This window comes from Treponema socranskii subsp. buccale (genome assembly GCF_024181585.1).
GTDB lineage: Bacteria > Spirochaetota > Spirochaetia > Treponematales > Treponemataceae > Treponema_D > Treponema_D buccale.
In genome coordinates this window covers 2,241,303-2,257,918 of the sequence record NZ_CP054258.1, presented here as the reverse complement: position 1 = coordinate 2,257,918, position 16,616 = coordinate 2,241,303, and the positions used below count along the sequence as shown (strand labels likewise).

At 49.7% G+C, this 16,616-nt stretch carries 13 protein-coding genes; 5 read left to right on the top strand and 8 right to left on the bottom strand.

Annotation, left to right across the window (positions count from 1 at the left end):
• Window positions 1-162: 162 nt before the first annotated feature.
• The 3 genes from HRI97_RS10215 (at window position 163) to mnmE (ending at window position 4,653) form a co-directional block, all read left to right on the top strand.
• On the top strand, window positions 163-597 hold the full coding sequence (locus HRI97_RS10215) for a single-stranded DNA-binding protein (RefSeq protein WP_180485131.1): 435 nt from the start codon (window positions 163-165) through the stop codon (window positions 595-597).
• A gap of 334 nt (window positions 598-931) precedes the next feature.
• Window positions 932-3,259 (top strand): putative glycoside hydrolase, encoded by a 2,328-nt coding sequence (locus HRI97_RS10210; protein WP_253725347.1) that lies wholly within the window; start codon window positions 932-934, stop codon window positions 3,257-3,259.
• Window positions 3,260-3,267: 8 nt separating this feature from the next.
• Window positions 3,268-4,653, top strand: coding sequence for a tRNA uridine-5-carboxymethylaminomethyl(34) synthesis GTPase MnmE (gene mnmE / locus HRI97_RS10205; RefSeq protein ID WP_253725346.1), 1,386 nt, complete (start codon window positions 3,268-3,270; stop codon window positions 4,651-4,653).
• Between the two features lie 128 nt (window positions 4,654-4,781).
• Here the strand turns inward: mnmE and prmC are convergent, their stop codons facing one another.
• On the bottom strand, window positions 4,782-5,771 hold the full coding sequence (gene prmC / locus HRI97_RS10200; protein WP_253725345.1) for a peptide chain release factor N(5)-glutamine methyltransferase: 990 nt from the start codon (window positions 5,769-5,771) through the stop codon (window positions 4,782-4,784).
• A 32-nt stretch (window positions 5,772-5,803) separates the two neighbouring features.
• Complete coding sequence (prfA, locus tag HRI97_RS10195; protein WP_253725344.1) at window positions 5,804-6,895, bottom strand: peptide chain release factor 1; 1,092 nt, start codon at window positions 6,893-6,895, stop codon at window positions 5,804-5,806.
• 162 nt (window positions 6,896-7,057) lie between these two features.
• Between prfA and HRI97_RS10190 the strand changes: the two genes are divergently transcribed.
• Window positions 7,058-8,488 (top strand): prolyl oligopeptidase family serine peptidase, encoded by a 1,431-nt coding sequence (locus tag HRI97_RS10190; protein ID WP_253725343.1) that lies wholly within the window; start codon window positions 7,058-7,060, stop codon window positions 8,486-8,488.
• A 207-nt stretch (window positions 8,489-8,695) separates the two neighbouring features.
• Here HRI97_RS10190 and HRI97_RS10185 read toward each other — a convergent pair whose 3' ends face one another.
• The 5 genes from HRI97_RS10185 to HRI97_RS10165 form a co-directional block, all read right to left on the bottom strand.
• Window positions 8,696-9,706: an ABC transporter permease gene (locus HRI97_RS10185; RefSeq protein ID WP_253725342.1), complete on the bottom strand. Its 1,011-nt coding sequence runs from the start codon at window positions 9,704-9,706 to the stop codon at window positions 8,696-8,698.
• A gap of 12 nt (window positions 9,707-9,718) precedes the next feature.
• The gene (locus HRI97_RS10180; protein ID WP_253725341.1) at window positions 9,719-11,218 is read right to left on the bottom strand and encodes a sugar ABC transporter ATP-binding protein; all 1,500 of its coding nucleotides are present in this window, start codon (window positions 11,216-11,218) and stop codon (window positions 9,719-9,721) included.
• 170 nt (window positions 11,219-11,388) lie between these two features.
• Window positions 11,389-12,336: a sugar ABC transporter substrate-binding protein gene (locus HRI97_RS10175; protein WP_253725340.1), complete on the bottom strand. Its 948-nt coding sequence runs from the start codon at window positions 12,334-12,336 to the stop codon at window positions 11,389-11,391.
• Window positions 12,337-12,639: 303 nt separating this feature from the next.
• Window positions 12,640-13,881, bottom strand: coding sequence for a nucleoside hydrolase (locus tag HRI97_RS10170; protein ID WP_253725338.1), 1,242 nt, complete (start codon window positions 13,879-13,881; stop codon window positions 12,640-12,642).
• Window positions 13,882-14,152: 271 nt separating this feature from the next.
• On the bottom strand, window positions 14,153-15,088 hold the full coding sequence (locus tag HRI97_RS10165; protein ID WP_253725337.1) for a helix-turn-helix transcriptional regulator: 936 nt from the start codon (window positions 15,086-15,088) through the stop codon (window positions 14,153-14,155).
• A gap of 103 nt (window positions 15,089-15,191) precedes the next feature.
• On the opposite strand from HRI97_RS10165, the gene HRI97_RS10160 reads away from it, so the two are divergent.
• Complete coding sequence (locus HRI97_RS10160) at window positions 15,192-15,815, top strand: peptidase E (protein ID WP_253725336.1); 624 nt, start codon at window positions 15,192-15,194, stop codon at window positions 15,813-15,815.
• 140 nt (window positions 15,816-15,955) lie between these two features.
• On the opposite strand, the gene HRI97_RS10155 is transcribed toward HRI97_RS10160, so the two are convergent.
• Complete coding sequence (locus HRI97_RS10155) at window positions 15,956-16,579, bottom strand: imidazoleglycerol-phosphate dehydratase (RefSeq protein WP_253725335.1); 624 nt, start codon at window positions 16,577-16,579, stop codon at window positions 15,956-15,958.
• Window positions 16,580-16,616 lie beyond the last annotated feature (37 nt).

Here is a 16,616-nt window from a genome sequence, read left to right as displayed (position 1 = left end):
AAAAATTTCCTCGATATATAAAATGCGCGCTGCAAGGAAAAACTTTTGCCGGCCGGCAATATAGGCTTGGGCGTCTCCGAAAATCCGACCGAGTTTTCAGAGGTGTCCGATTGGTTTTGAGACGGTGATACGGTTTGAAATCGGTATGACACAGGAGTTTTTATGAATCAATTAAATTCGATTATTCTCGAAGGGAACATTACGCGCGATGTCGTATTTAAAGAAACACCGCACGGCTGCAAAGTATGTACGATACCGCTTGCGGTAAATCGATGGTACAAAAGCGGAGACGGAAGGGGCGTCGAAGAAGTTTCGTATTTCGATGTGGAAGCGTTCGGCAAAATGGCGGAATACTGCGAAAAACGCGTTACAAAAGGAAGGGGGCTGCGCGTCGTGGGCAGGCTGAAGCAAAGCCGCTGGAAAGGAGCGGACGGAAAAAATGCGAGCCGCGTTACGATCATAGCCGAGCATATCGAATTCAAACCGCAAGTCGGACAAAGAGCCGATTCGAATGCGGAGCTTGCAGGCATAGCGGAGGCGACGGCGGCATCGGCGGAAGAATTCGAAGAAATGGAAGAAGAAGCGGCGGTATTTTAAAAAAGGGCTGTCTCAAACCTTCCTTAAAATTATACAGCGAGTAAATCTTCAGATTTAGGAGCTGTATAATTTGTGCGCGAAAGCGCACGCGTATATCCGCGAGTTTTCGAGAGGAAACTCGAAATTAAAAGCGCCGCGCCATTTCCGCGGTGCTTTTAAACTTTCCTTAAAATTATACAGCGAGTAAATCTTCAGATTTAGGAGCAGTATAATTCGTGCGCGAAAGCGCACCCGTATATCCGCGAGTTTTCGAGAGGAAACTCGAAATTAAAAGCGCCGCGCCATTTCCGCGGTGCTTTTAAACATTTGTGAAGGGCTTGCCGATAATCGATATATGGTTCTCTTACTTTTTTTTATCGCATCGATTTTTTGTATTGCCCCGGCAAAAGGTTTTGCTCAGGATGCAAAGCCGCTCTACGAACTGCCGGATACCGCAGACCCCGGGCGGGAAGCGGCATTTCTTGCAGGTTCGGATAAGGGTTTATATAGGATTACGTCATCGAATACCGCGATCCCTTTGTGGACGGGCGGAAAGGTCGAGCAGATCGTGCGTATTGAAGCGGGCGGAAATTTCGGCGAGCGCTGGTATTTTCGCACGTCGAAGGGAATCGTGTACAGCGAAAATCTTGTCGATTTCGAATTGCGCAACAAGGGCATCGCTCCGCTCATTATTAAAAAATACGACGGAAAAACCGTGACGCTTACGGAGCAGGTTCCGATTCTCAAAGACTTGGCTTTCGATCCCTTAAATCCGCTGAACATGGCGACGGCGACCGAAAACGACGTGTACATAACGAGCGACGGCGGAAAGGAGTGGAAAGCGATCGGCTCGACGAGCAAGATAACGCCGGGCATCAAAGCGATTGCGATTGCGACGCTGGAAGGGGGAGCGCTCGTCGTATTCGAATCGCATCCGATATTCGGCCTTTCGTACATATTTCCGTATGCGAAAAACGCCGTGTGGCAGGATGTCCCCAAGGGCATTAAAATACCCGCGTCGCTCACGTCGCCCGATGAGATTTCGGATATCTATCCGCTGGTTAGAACGGAAGCTGACGGAACGAAGTACGTCGAAATTTATTTTGCGCAGTCGTATTTGCCGAATCTCTATCGATTCGATTGGAACTCAAAAACATCCGTGTGTATCTATCAGGGAACGGAACCCGCCGACAGCATCGAAAGCATTGCGAGCGTCGGAAGCGTTCTCGTTTTTACGCGCATAGAATCTCTCGGTTCGATCGATGTCGCATCTTTGCAAAGTCCCGGCATCCCTGCAAACTTTGAAAGCTGGAAGCGGAGTTTTTCATGCGTTCCGGGCATCGTCAACGCGGCGTGGGTGCCGAAAAGCAAAAGCGGCCTTGCAGAAGGTCTTTTGCTCGGAGAGTTGTGGATGCTCTATCCCGGCACAATCAACACGCCGTACGCGGAAAAAGCGAACCGGAAAAAAGGCGTATATATGCCGCCGAACCGCGGCAGCGAGCAGACGGGAATCGATAATTTCAGAAAATTAATAAATAATAATAATTTGAATGCGCTCGTTATCGATATGAAAGACGATTACGGTCTTTTGCGCTACAAGCCGCGCGATCCGTTCGTCGCGGAAAAAGCTCGCGTATCGCAGTACGCCGTCGATATCGATCACTTTGTCTCCGAGTTTAAAAAGGATAAGGTATACCTCATTGCACGCATCGTCGTATTTAAAGACCGGAATCTCGCCAAGTATTCGGGTGGCAAGTACGCGGTGTGGGATTCGAAAACGAAAAGCGCGTGGGTCGGCATTAAATCCTATGATGACGGATCCGATTCGGCAGGGAAAAAGACGGCGTCGTATTACGATGAAAATTGGGTCGATCCGTATTCCGAAGAAGTGTGGGAATATAACGTCGCCGTCGCAAAAGAGCTTATCGCGCGGGGTTTCGATGAAATCCAATTCGATTATATCCGCTTTCCGACGGACGGCTTGAATTTGAAGAGCGCGTCGTACCGCTGGCAAAGCAAGGGCATGACGAAAGAGAGTGCGCTCATTTCATTTCTTTCGTATGCGCGTGAAAATATCGATGCGCCGATCGGAATCGATATTTACGGTGCCAACGGATGGTACCGCAGCGGTACGCGCACGGGGCAGGATGCGGAAATGCTCGGCGAATACGTCGATGTCATCTCGCCGATGTTTTATCCCAATCACTTCGAACAGGAGTTTATGAACCGCGCGCCCTATGCGGACCGGACGTATCGAATTTATTATTACGGAACGTTTCGCGCATCGGTGATAACGAGGAACAGAACGATCATCCGTCCGTGGGTGCAGGCGTTCCGATTGAACGTGAGCTACGACCGGCAATATTACGGCAGCGAATACATTCAAAAGGAAATTTTCGGCGTGCGCGATTCCGTCGACCGCGGTTATCTGTATTGGAACAATCTCGGCGCCTACGATTATATTCTTCCCGACGTGACGGCCGAATCGAAGTATATCGGTACGGCACCCGAAGCGGATGAAAAGTTCAGAAAGCCCGCGTTCGGAAGCGCGGTAAAGCCGCCCTTTGCCGATGAAACGGTTTCCGCTCTCGACAGCGTGCTCTATCAGGAGAAAACGCGCAAAAATCCCGAAGCGGCAGGTTATACGCCGTTTCTCTATATTCCGTTTATGCGCTTGCGCTGAGGACGCCTATGTCGGGAACCTATACGCCTGATGAACCTATAGCCGCTATAGCGACGGCGCTTGCTCCGAGCGCGCTCGGCATCGTGCGCACTTCGGGAAAAGGCTGCATTGAACTCGTTGCCGAACTGTTTTCGCGTTCCGACGCATTGTTGAATGCCGGAGGGAACACGATCGTGTACGGCTGGATTTCGGACGGAGATAAAAAAATCGACGAAGTGCTCGTGTCGGTTTTTCGCGCTCCGAAAAGTTTTACCGGCGAAGATATGGCGGAAATATCGTGCCACGGCGGACCTGCGGTTGTAAACGCGATTAATAAATTGCTGCTTGCAAACGGATTCCGCGAAGCCGAGCGCGGAGAGTTTACGTTCCGCGCTTACATCAACGGAAAAACCGATTTGACAAAAGCGGAAGCGGTGAGGGAAATCATCGAAAGCCGCACCGACGCATCGAGAGGCCGGGCTGCCGGAAGGCTTTCGGGTTCCCTCTTCGACGAAATCGATTCGATAAAAAAGCTGCTCGTCGATACGCTCGCGTCTATCGAAGTCGCCGTCGAATATCCCGAAGACGAAGAGACGATAGCGGATTCTTTCGACCGTACGGACATCGAGCGGGCGATATTTTTTTTGCAGTCTCTCGTCGATTCGTGGAAAAGCGAAAAGCTCTATCAGGACGGAGCGCGCGTCGTTTTGTGCGGAAGGACGAATGCCGGCAAATCGAGTTTATTCAATACGCTTTTAAAAGAAGAACGCGCGATCGTTTCCGACATCGCCGGTACGACTCGCGACTGGCTTGAAAGCTGGGCGGATTTCGGCGGCATACCGGTGCGCCTCTTCGATACGGCGGGCTTACGCGCGACGGCGGATATCGTCGAAAAGCAGGGCGTCGAATCCGCGCGTTCGCTCACAAAAGATGCGGACGCCGTGCTCTATCTCGCCGACAGTACGGCGGGTTTTACCTCCGACGACGAAGCTTTTTTGAGAGACTGTGCCGAACCCGTCGTGTTCGTATGGAACAAAAGCGATATCGAAGGTGAGAGGCGGCTTTCCGATGAACAGAAAAAAATGATCGCGGATCTCCGCGCGGAAGCGGCCGTGAGTGCAAAAAAAGGCGACGGAATCGGAAAGCTCGTCGAAGAAGTAAAACGCTCTCTTGTTTCGGGGACGGATACGGATCGGAAGCAGGCGGGGCTCGGCTCGGCCAGACAAAAAAAATCGGTCGAAGAAGCGCTTTCAGGCGTGCGCCATGCGCTTGAGAGCGCCGACGAAGACTATACGCTCGATGCCGTCGTACAGGATTTGGAAGACGCGATCGCTTCTCTCGGCGAAGTTACCGGAGAAGTGACGCCGGAAGACATACTCGAAAGCGTATTCGGCAATTTTTGCGTCGGAAAATAAATGCATTTTTCAGGACTGTAATCCGTCTTCATTGCATTTTTGCATATACCGTCGATTCGGGCGGCGTAGAGCTGCTGTTTTTTTAATAATTAATAATATGTAAAAACCGCTGTCTTATTAATTTTTTCTTATCGCATTCCCGTTGTGACGCGCGGCTTGCCCGACAGATCGCAGTGCGTTTCGACGCGGACAAAGCCCGCTTTTTTCATCAGGTGAGCGGCTTCTTGTGCATTGTATTCGCCGCTTTCGAGAAAAAAAACGCCGCCTTGCGCGAGGTGCTCGTACGCTTGCACTGCGAGGCGTCTCGTGATCGCAAGCCCGTCCGAGCTTTGCCGTACGCCGAGCGCGCTGTCTGTATCTCCGTCGAGGGCGAGAGCCGGATCGCCTCTTCCGTCTTTTAATAATTTCGTCGTTTCATCGGACGGCACGTAAGGTGGATTTGCGAGTATCGCGTCGAAGCGTACGTCGGATGGAAGCGCGGCAAGCAGATCGCCCGAGACGAATGCCGTGCGTTTGAATTGCGCTTTCGTTAAAAGCCGTTCCGCGTTTTGCTTTGCGATTTCAAGAGCGCGGGGAGAAATGTCGGTAAGCGTAAGCTCGCAAAAGATTCCGCACTCGTTCAATTCACGAGCTGCCGCAATACCGACGCAGCCGCTTCCCGTGCATATATCGGCGATGCGGAACGTATCGTCGGTTTGTCCCCCTTCGTTTTGTTCCGTCGTTTCGGCGTTCTTTTTCGACGCTTCGACAGTCCGTACCGCTTTGCCGGTACTCGTCGTTTTATTTCGTACAATCTCTTTGATGCTTTCGACCGCTTTTTCCACGAGCGTTTCGGTGTCGGGTTTCGGAACGAGTACGTCTTGTGTGACGATAAAATCGAGCTTATAGAATTCTTTGTGTCCCGTGATATAGGCGACTGCAAGCCCCGTTTTGCGCTTCTCAATCGCGGACATAAATGCGCCGTACTGAGCATCGGTCAAATCGTCGTTTCGGTGTGCGAGTAAAAAAGATTTCGAACGCTTGATCGTGTGCGATAAAAGAACGTCCGCATCGAGCGGAGCCGTCGGAGAATTTATTAATTTTTTTATCGCTTCGTCTCTTGCGTTTTTGATGGTCACGTTTTCGTTCCGCCGCTGTGCGCTCTTATCCGCTAATCGTGTTCGAGTTCGCTTACGTCCGCTTTCAGCTGCTCTTCTTTTGCGTACACGTTGAGCGCGTCGAGCATTTCGTCCATATAGCCGAGCATGAATTGATCGAGTTTGTACAGCGTCAAATTGATGCGGTGATCGGTTACTCTGTTTTGCGGAAAATTGTACGTGCGGATGCGTTCGCTTCTGTCGCCGCTCCCGACCATCGATTTCCGCGCCGCGTCCCGCTCCGCCCGTTTTTTGCTCTCTTCCAAATCGAACAGGCGCGCGCGCAAAACGCGAAACGCTTTCGCTTTGTTTTTGATTTGGCTTTTTTCGTCCTGTTGAATGACGACAAGCCCCGTCGGAATATGCGTGAGGCGTACTGCGGAATCCGTCGTGTTGACGCACTGTCCGCCGGGTCCGCCCGCCCGCATCACGTCGATGCGCACGTCTTCCGGCTTGATGACGATATCGGTTTCGCTCGCTTCGGGAAGAACTGCGACCGTCACCGTACTCGTGTGGATTCTCCCCTGCGCTTCAGTCGCGGGAACGCGCTGTACGCGGTGCACGCCGCCTTCCCACCTCAGCGTGCCGTATACGAATTTGCCGGAAAGCGAAAACGAAATCTCTTTATAGCCGCCCACTTCCGTCTGCGTCGAATTCATGATTTCGTATTTCCAGCCTTTCATTTCCGCAAAGCGCGCGTACATTTCGTAGAGGTCGGCGACGAACAGCGACGCCTCGTCTCCGCCGACGCCGTTTCGTATTTCGACGATGATGTTTTTTTCGTCGAGCGGATCGGGAGGAATGAGTTGTAATTTTATTTTTTCTTCGAGCAGCGGTTTTTGTTCTTCGAGCGATTTCAGCTCTTCCCTCGCCATCTCTTTCAGATCGTGGTCGTCTTCGTTCGTGATCAGTTCGGTATCGCTTTCGATGCCGTCGAGCATTTTTTTGTATTCGCCGTATAATTCCATGAGTTCGGAGAGATGACCGTGTTCGCGCATGACGTCTTTGTATTTTTCGACGTCTTTAACAAGATCGGGATCCATAACGCGCGCGCTTAATTCGTCGAAGCGTTTTTTGCAGTCTTCGAGTTTTTTCAGTAAATCCATAGCGTTTTATTGTATAGTTTCCGAACGATTTTTGCAATGAAACGGAAAAGGAAAAAATATTGATGGAAAATGTTTTCCGTCCCTTCGTTGTTTTGCGTATACGTCATCTCCGTCGCGGCGTTTGCTGTAGCGGTACGTATGAGAATAGTATATACTTGTTTTATGAGCAAAACGAATAAGATTTTTATTGCAGTATGTTTATTGCATTTTTGTCTCTTTCCGTTTGCTGCGGAAGAAGCGGACTCGGTTACGGTTCTTGTAGAAGCTGCGGAGCCTGCAAAAAATCGATATGTGCTTGTCGTCGGCGCCTACGATTGGGGTCCCGTCGCCGACACGGTGATACTGAATACCGGCAAAACTTTTTCGGCCGATGCCGTCAAAGCAAAAGATTTTGAAGTTACGAGAATTTTCGCGCCGGAAGAGCAGGCACGGCGCGGTTCCGGTTTTTCAAAAGGCGAGCGCGATGTTGTCGACGCGTATCTTTCCGACTCGCGGGGTAATAAAATCGAGGGCGAAGGAAATCATATAACGCTGAAACTTTCCGTTGAACCGGAGGAATCTTCCGGAAATCCTTTTATAAAAGCCGTCTTCTATACAGGGACGCTCTACGGTTTAAAAATTGAAAACGAAAAACTCGGTTTTACGATAAAAAAGCGAAATGCCGCCGTATGTCCTGAGGCTGCGCGCTTTACGATATCGGGTTTTACATCAGGCGATACGGATCTGCGTTATGCGTTTTGGACGCCGACAAATTCCGATCAAAGCGATAAAAAAATTCCGCTGATCGTTTGGTTTCACGGTATAGCCGAAGGCGGCAATAATCCGTATATGCCGATTTTGGGCACGAAGACGGTGAACCTCGCGGGGCAAAAAATACAGTCGTATTTCGAAAACGGCGCGGCAGTCCTCGTTCCGCAAGCACCGACGGCGTGGCTCGAATCGACGAGTGCGGGTGCGGGAGGAACGCGGCTTTGGGTTCCCGTCGATATTGAAGGAACGGCTAAAAACATACTTAATCCGTTTCTCAAAACAGCCAATGCTTTTTTTAAAACCGATTTGAATGTCAAATCCGATAAAAAAAATCCCGCAGCAAGCGTTTCATATTACAGCGAGGCGGTAAAAGGATTGATCGACGAATGTATCGCAAAGCATCCGTACATCGACCCGGATCGCATATATGTCGGCGGCTGTTCGGCCGGCGGTTATATGACGCTCAATATGCTTCTGCAATATCCCGATTTTTTTGCGGCGGCTTTTCCCGTGTGCGAAGCGTATCCCGATAAAAAAATTACGGACAGCCAGCTCGGCGAACTTGCGAAAGTTCCGCTGTGGTTTACGCGGGCAAAAGACGACGACACAATTAAGATGGAAAAGTACGACGGCGCGACCGTATCGCGTCTGCGAAAGCTGCATCATAAAGATTTGCATTACGTCGTTTACGATGACGTCCGCGATCTAAGCGGCGTCTATAAAGACAAAAAAGGCAATCCGTATCGCTTTGACGGACATGCGTCGTGGATATACGTTTTGAACGACGATGTCGAAGATGAGGGCGTAAAGCTGTTCGCGTGGCTCGCTTCACAGCGCCGCTGACGCATGTATCGGCGTTTTTTATAAATTGTGAACGAGGCTTCCCTTTTCGTCGACCGTTCGACGTGAGCGACATAGTTTTATAGCAGCGAAACACGTGAGGCTTTTTCGTTTCGAAATCGTAACCGGTCGCATGGACTGACCGTACGGAGCGGATAGGCTTGCGGTTTTTGGACAGCCCCGGGTGAATAAGATTTTTTTGCGGTATATTTACTGCAGTTTGCTGATTCTGTCGATAACTTTGCTGCGATACGTGTCGAGCACGACGGCGAACACGATGATGATGCCCGTTACGATCTGCCGTGCGAAGTCACCGAGCCCCATGAGCAAAAGTCCGTTGTTTAAAACGCCCAAAATACAGGCGCCGAGCAGCGTTCCGGTTAAAGAGCCCTTTCCGCCGTTCATGCTCGCCCCGCCTATGACGACGGCTGCGATCGCCGTGAGTTCAAAACCGTTGCCGAGGATCGGACTTGCGATATTCAAGCGCATCATGTACAGCGTCGATGCGATCCCGACGGTCGCGCCGCAGATCACATATGCGGAGATTTTATAAAAATCGACGTTGTGCCCGGACAGCCGTACCGCTTCTTCGTTGTTTCCGATAGCGTAGAGCAGGCGGCCGTAGACGGTACGATTTAGGATAAAAGAGCCGATGCATATCAGCAGCAGCGAAATGATAAAAATGATGGGGATTCTGAATACGGTGAGGGCGCCGATACGGTTGAACGCTTCAGGAAATCCGAATATCGTCCGCGAATCGCTTATCGTCAGCGCGAGACCGCGCGCGATGTTCAGCATACCCATTGTTACGACAAAGGCGGGAATCTTCCAGTGCTGAGAGATAAAGCCGTTGAAGAGCCCGCACAGCATGCCGATGCCGATCCCCGCGATGATGCTGAGAAAAATCGCCGTTCCGGCAGAAAGATTTTCGCTGACGATTATCTTCCCCGATATGATCGTACACAGCGCTAAAACGGAACCGACGCTCAAATCGATTCCTCCGAGGAGGATGACGAAGGTCATGCCGAGCGCGATCACCGTATTGATGCTTATCTGCGTAAAGATGTTCGAAATATTTGTCATCGATCCGAATTTGGGCGCAACGAACGCAAAGATGACACACAAAACCAAAAGCACTGCCCCGATGCCGCCTTCCTGCAGCATGATGTACGTTATTTTTGCAGACGTATTGCTTTTTTTTATCGGCTGATTTTCCTGCATGACAAGTACCTCTTATTTCAAATATTCCTGATATGCCAACGACAAAATTTTTTCCTGACTGAAATCTTCGCGCGAAACGATACCCGTAATCTTTCCCTTGGAAAAGACCGCAATCCGATGACAGATTCCCAAAAGTTCGGGGATGTCGGAACTCACGAATATAATGGCGGCTCCCTCTTTTGCCATTTTCCAAAGCAGCAGATATATTTCATGCTTTGCATTTACGTCGATGCCGCGCGTCGGTTCATCTAAAATGATGACGCGGGGTTTGCGTAAAAGCCATTTCGCTATGACGACTTTTTGCTGATTGCCGCCGGACAGATTACCCGCCGCCTGCGCGAGACTCGATATTTTGATCGCCAAGTCGTCGACGAGTCCCTGTGAAACATCTTTTTCTTTCGATTTTATTAATTTTCCCCGTTTCGAAACCTGCTTTAAATCGGTGAGGACGATATTGTTCGAGCAGGAAAGCGGCAGCACGAGCCCCTGTTTTTTTCGATCTTCCGTCAAAAGACAGATGCCTTCTTTTACGGCGTCTTCGGGGCTTTTGATATGCAGCGTTTTTCCTTCGAGTACGATCGAACCGCTTTGTATCGGATCCGCACCGAAGATACCGCGCATCGCTTCGGTACGCCCCGAGCCGATAAGACCTGCGACTCCGAGAATTTCCCCTTTTCGCACGCTGAACGATACGCCTTCCGGACTCGTGGAATTTTTTAAATCCCGTACCCGCATCATTTCGTTTCCGACGGGAGAATCGGTAAGGAACGGATAATTCGAATCGATATCGCGGCCGACCATTTTCGAAACGATCTCATCGACCGAAAGATCTTTTACATTCCACGTTCCGATGTAGTTTCCGTTCCGCAAAACGGAAAGCCGGTCTCCGATCTGCTTGATTTCCTGCAGCCGATGCGATATGTAGATGATCGTGACGCCCTGTTGTTTCAGCTTGCCGATAATCGCGAACAGCTTTTCGATTTCCGGCGGAGTGAGCGTCGCCGTCGGTTCGTCCAAGATGAGGACGCGGCATTTTCGCGAAACGGCTTTTGCGATTTCTACGAGCTGTTTTTGCGCGATACCGAGCACTTCCACATTCGTCTTCGGAGATAAATCGGGTAAGCCGACTTCCGCGAGCAGTTTTTTCGTGTCCGCGTACAGCGCTCTATAGTCGACGATACCGCGGTGCTGCGGCAGTTTTTGAAAAAAAATATTTTCCGCTACGGACATATATTCCAAAAGATTGAATTCCTGATAGACGCAGCTGACGCCCGCGTTGATGGCATCGAGCGGTTTTTGCGGCGCATACGGTTCGCCGTTATATAAAATGCTGCCTCCGTCCGCTTTGAATATGCCGCACAGCAATTTTATCAACGTGCTTTTTCCCGCTCCGTTTTCCCCGACGAGTATGTGGATTTCTCCGCGTTCGATTTCGAGATGTATTGAATTGAGCGCAACGACGCCCGGGAATTTTTTTGTTACATTTCGGAATTCAAAAATAGTATCCGGCATGAAAAATCCTTTTAGTACGCGTATGCGTACCGATATATCCGCATAGTAAATCAAGGAAGCTGTCCAAAAACCGATTCGTTGTTCGCGTTAGCGAACTTCTTAAAATAATTTCCTTACAGAACAAGCCGATAGGCTTGCAGTTTTTGGACAGCCGCATACATTTCTCAGAGTTATTTTAACGTTTCTTTCGTTACCAGTTTAACCGGCGTCTTTTGCCAACCGGAGAGTTTTTTGCCGCCGAGAATATCCAAACCGGTTTGAATGCCCATAGCCGCTTGATCCGGTCCGAACTGATCGACCGTCGCGAGTACCTTTCCCTGCTTGATCAAGTCCTGTACCGCTGCGATATTGTCGAATCCGACGACTTGTACGTCTTTCCTGCCGGCTGCATCGAGCGCTTTAACAACACCGAGCACCATCGAATCGTTTGCGCACATGACGCCCTGTACGTCGGGATAGCGCAAAAGCAGATTCGTCATTACGCTGTTCGCTTCTTCCGTTTCCCAATGTGCCGTATTCGATGCAAGCAGATTGAGACCGTATTTTTTTACCGATCGTAAAAATCCGTTTTTCCGCTGCGTCGCGTTGTCGGCGCCGGGATTACCTTCGATGATAAACACTTTGCCGCCCTTGCCGAGCTTTTCGCCGAGTGCATTTCCTGCGAGTTCCGCACCGTCCGCGTTATCGGGACCGACGAACAGGAAGTCTTCGGGCAAGCCCGCTTTTTTCAATGCACCGACGTCGAGTTTTACATCGATGTTTACGACGGTGATTCCCGCATCGACCGCTTTTTTTACGGATGCGACGAGACCCGTGCTGTCTGCAGGAGCGATGACTAAAAGGTCGACGCCTCTGCTGATAAAGTTATCGATCGCGTTTATCTGCGTATCGATATCCGTTTCGCTGTTCATTCCGACACTTGTCAGTGCGAACGTACCGTTTTTCCGTTCGTACGCTTTTGCGCCTTCTTCCATCGTTTTGAAGTATTCGTTTGCCAACGACTTCATCACGAGGCCGACTTGCGGTTTTCCGCCGGCTTTCCCGTCCGTTGCGCCGCCGGCAAATGCTCCGCTTACGGCGATCATTGCCGCCGTTACACATACCAATGTTTTCTTCATCTTTTTGCCTCCCATAAAAACTTTTGCAGGAAATATGAATTTCCGAAAAAGTTTTTAGCCGTGCGCGTGTGCGCACACGTTCAATAGTCGAGTTTGCAAAACAAAACGTATCGTATTCATGCGATTTTTATCGAAATAACACGTATACACGTCTTCTGCAAACATCCAAGCAAACTCGAGATAAAAAGTGTCGGCGATATTTCAGACGGCGCTTTTTATCGTACCTCCTGGACAATTATTAATTTTCAAAATCCACAACAACAATATACACGTATCGGCTGTGATTATCCGGAGATACCGCTTTTATTTTTTTGCGGGATCTTTCAGCAGCGGATATACGATTTTATTCCAGAACGTATCTTCGTCGATAAAATTCTGGATCGCGGCTTTTTGCGTTCCGATCGGCCCCTTATCTCTGCGATAGGCGAGGGAGCGGCCGTAGTTCGGTCCTTCTTCCGCGTCGACATCGACATAGACGCCGTAAATCTTTTGCGGTTTTCCATCCGGCGAAACGGGATCGTCGTTCCACGAAAGAACGATAGAAGGATCGATTATATAGCCGATCGCGAGCACATCCCAAATATTATTCGGAGCGGTTTTGTTATAGTTTTTAATAAACAGTTCGCGCAGTCCCGGATACGTCGTTTCGACGACTTTGTCGAAAACGGCCTGCGGCATACCGTGCGTGTGTTCGTTCGCTTCAAGCCCGCTGATCATTTGGTTGCCGTACGCTTTGTAAGATTCGGACTTGGTATCGCCCCATACGGCGCGGATACATATCTTTGCCGCGTCGGGATCCGCCCACCAGTTGAACTCGGCGGCTGCGGAGGAATTACCCGGAATGTAAAACGCTCCTCCCATATACACTATCTCTTTTACTTTCGAAGGGAGAGCGGGATCGCGCATGATCGCCCGTGCGATATTCGTGAGAGGGCCGATGGCGGCGATCACTATTTCGCCCGGATATTTATTGACCTGCTCGACGATAAAGTCGACGGCATCTTTATTGCCGTTTTTGTCGGGAGAATCGGGACCGTAGACATATTTGTAGGTCGGTTTGGAACCGTACTTTGCCGTGTAGGCATCTTTCCAATCCGCCATAGGATCGAACAACACGCCTTTGTATTTTTTCGGATCGCGGTAAGTGCGGAAATAGCCCGCCCATGAGACTACCGGCGCGAAAGCTTCTTCGGCTTTTAAAAATTCTTCGTCGCAGCGATATTGGCGGATCCCTTTTCTGCTGCCCTGATAGATCGGTGTTTTCGAATGTACGATCTCCAACTGCTTTGCGCCGCTTGCCGTGCCGTGCGGCATGGACGTATTGCCTGCGACTATCGTTACGCCGAGCAAATCGATATTCGGGCTTTTTTCGAGCACCAGCATGGCGATGCCGTCGTCGAAACATTCGACCATATCGGTGTCGAGGATCACTTTTTGTTTCGGCGGCGCTGCAAAGAGAGCGGATGCAGCGGAAAAAGCGACCAGCATTATCGCTGCTTTTTTCTGCAGTCCGACGATTTTTCGTCCGTTTACGGATACACTCATAATTACCTCCAAAAAATTTTACAGAAAACCGATAAGCAAAACTCACTTCGTTTTTTGAAAAAATTTTTTGTCGCATACGCAAACGCCTGTTCGTCACCGATAGGATATATATATACACAGGCGGATAAAAAATCGTACAGAGAAAAGGTTGAGATGAAAGTTTCTCTCATCGGTATAATTGTCGCACGGTTTTATTGCAATGTCAAGAAAAATACATCTGCGAAAAAAGCGTCCGCCGTACCGTTTACTTTGTGTTCACTGCGTTTTACTTTTATGTATACCGACGTGAGAGGCTTTTCAGCCGCGCGGCGATGAGTTTTTTTAATGCAGCCGGTTTTACCGACAAAACGTTTTCCCCGTAACCGATAAAATACTGCGCGATAAACGCTTCTTCGCCCTTGTTATAAAATCCTTTGACGATATAGGCGCCGTGTTCCGCATACAGCTTCATCGACGGATAGTGTTCTTTATAAAAGAGATCGGCTCCATTTTCCGATACGGCAACTTCGAATTCGACGGCACCTTGAGTTTTGTACAGCGCATCGGCGTTTTTTATAAATTGTGAAAGAGGCTTCGCTTTTCGTCGACCGTTCGGTACGAGCGACATAATTTTATCGCAGCGGAACACACGAGGCTTTTTCGTTTCGAAATCGTAACCGGTCGCATACCACTGACCGTACGAAGCCGATATGTCGAAAAATTGAACGACGTATGCGGTTTTTATGCCGTCTTTCGCGTAGCTGACGGAACATACCCGCCCTTCGACGGCGGATCGTAAAACCTCGCGTAAAAAGCGGCAGCGATGATTGTGGCGCACAGCGCCGAATGTAAAAACTTTTTCCATGCGGCGCAACATCCGTATCTTTTCGGGTGCAAGGCATTTTTCGAATTTTTCTTTCAGCTTATCGACGCTCAGATGAAAGGGCGTCGTTTCGTATGCTTGAAGCGTGCACATGGAAAAATAAAGGGCGAACACTTCGTCGAGCGTAAAAAGGATCGGAGACAAGAGCTTGTTTTGCAGTATGCGGTAAGCACCGTTTCTGCCGTGTTCGGCATATATCGGCATGCCGATGTGTTCGAGAGAAGCTGTGTCGCGGAGCGCCGTACTTTTCGATATGCCGTAGCGACGCATTATGTCGGCGAGGTGAAACGAATTTTTATCATTTAAAAAGAGCATCATATTGTGCAGGCGTTCCGATTTGTTCATGGCAAACCTTCCTGTAACAAAATTTTTAAAGGTGCCGTAATATGACACCTTTTTGCAGTATACTGCGATCGTATGATAAAATACAGAGGAGTGTGATCATCGTATGAAAAAATTGTTTTTATCTTCATCTTTTGTCGACGTTGCAGACCTGCTGCCGCTTTTTGAAAAAGAACTTACGGGAAAAACGGTATCGTTTATACCGACCGCGAGTACCGTAGAAAAAGTTACGTTTTATGTAAAAGCGGGAAAAGAAGCGCTTGAACGCTTGGGTATGATCGTCGATGTCTTGGACATATCGTCGGAAAATCCCGATGAGATCCGCCGCAGGATCGCTGCAAACGATTGCATTTACGTTTCCGGCGGCAATACGTTTTTTTTATTGCAGGAATTGAAACGGACGGGAGCCGACGCCGCCATCGTTCGCGCGGTACAAGACGGAAAGCTTTACATCGGAGAATCGGCAGGATCGATCGTCGCGGCGAAAAACATCGAATATGTAAAAGCGATGGACTCAAGCGCCAAAGCGCCCGAATTGACGAATTTCGATGCGCTGGGTTTGACGGATTTTTATACGGTACCGCACGTCCGGAATTTTCCATTTAAAAAAGCGGCGAAAAAAATAATCGACGAATATTCGGCTTCGCTCGATTTGCTTGCGATCGCCAACGATGAAGCGATAGTGGTCGAAGACGATGCAGTACGCATCGAACACAGGGCGCGAACGTGATCGGAATATAGGCGTTCACGCTATATGCCGAGCATCGCCTTTGTGATGCCGAACATCGACTCGGCAGTCTGAAATAATATAGAAGCTTTTCGATATCGACGATCGATGCGGGAGTTTTTTATCGCAAGGCAAACAAATCGTCAGACGATGACGCCTTTCGTCGAAGGAATTTCCCCGCACCTTCGAACGTCGAGTTCGACGGCGTTCCGTATGGCGCGGGAAGCGGCTTTAAACATCGCTTCGATTTTGTGGTGATCGCTTCTGCCGCGGAGCGTGTCCAAATGCAGATTGCATTTGGCGCCTCCGACAAAGCCTTGCCAAAAATCTTCAACGCAGTCGGTTTGAAAGCTCGCTTCTTTTTCGTCGTCGCCGAGCGACACGAGGGGGATGCCCGAAATTTTTCCGTCGAAGACGAGGTAGGAACGTCCGCCGAAATCGACTGCGGCACGCGAAAGCGTTTCGTCCATCGGGTAGATAAAAAATCCCGAACGGGAAATACCCGCACAATCGCCGAGCGCTTTCGCAAAGCAGCTTCCGAGTACGATACCCGTATCTTCGATGAGGTGATGCTGGTCAACGTTCAAATCGCCTGAAAGCGTGCCGCTCAAATCGAAGAGACCGTGTTTGCAAAAAGAGCGCAACATATGATCGAAAAATCCTATCGGATTTTCTACCGTATATTTTCCGCTTCCGTCGAGGCCGAGGGTAAGCGATATCCGCGTTTCGTCCGTGTTCCGTTCTATCGATGCGATTCGTCCCGCCATAACACGCTCCGTGATTTATTAATTATTATTTTCACAA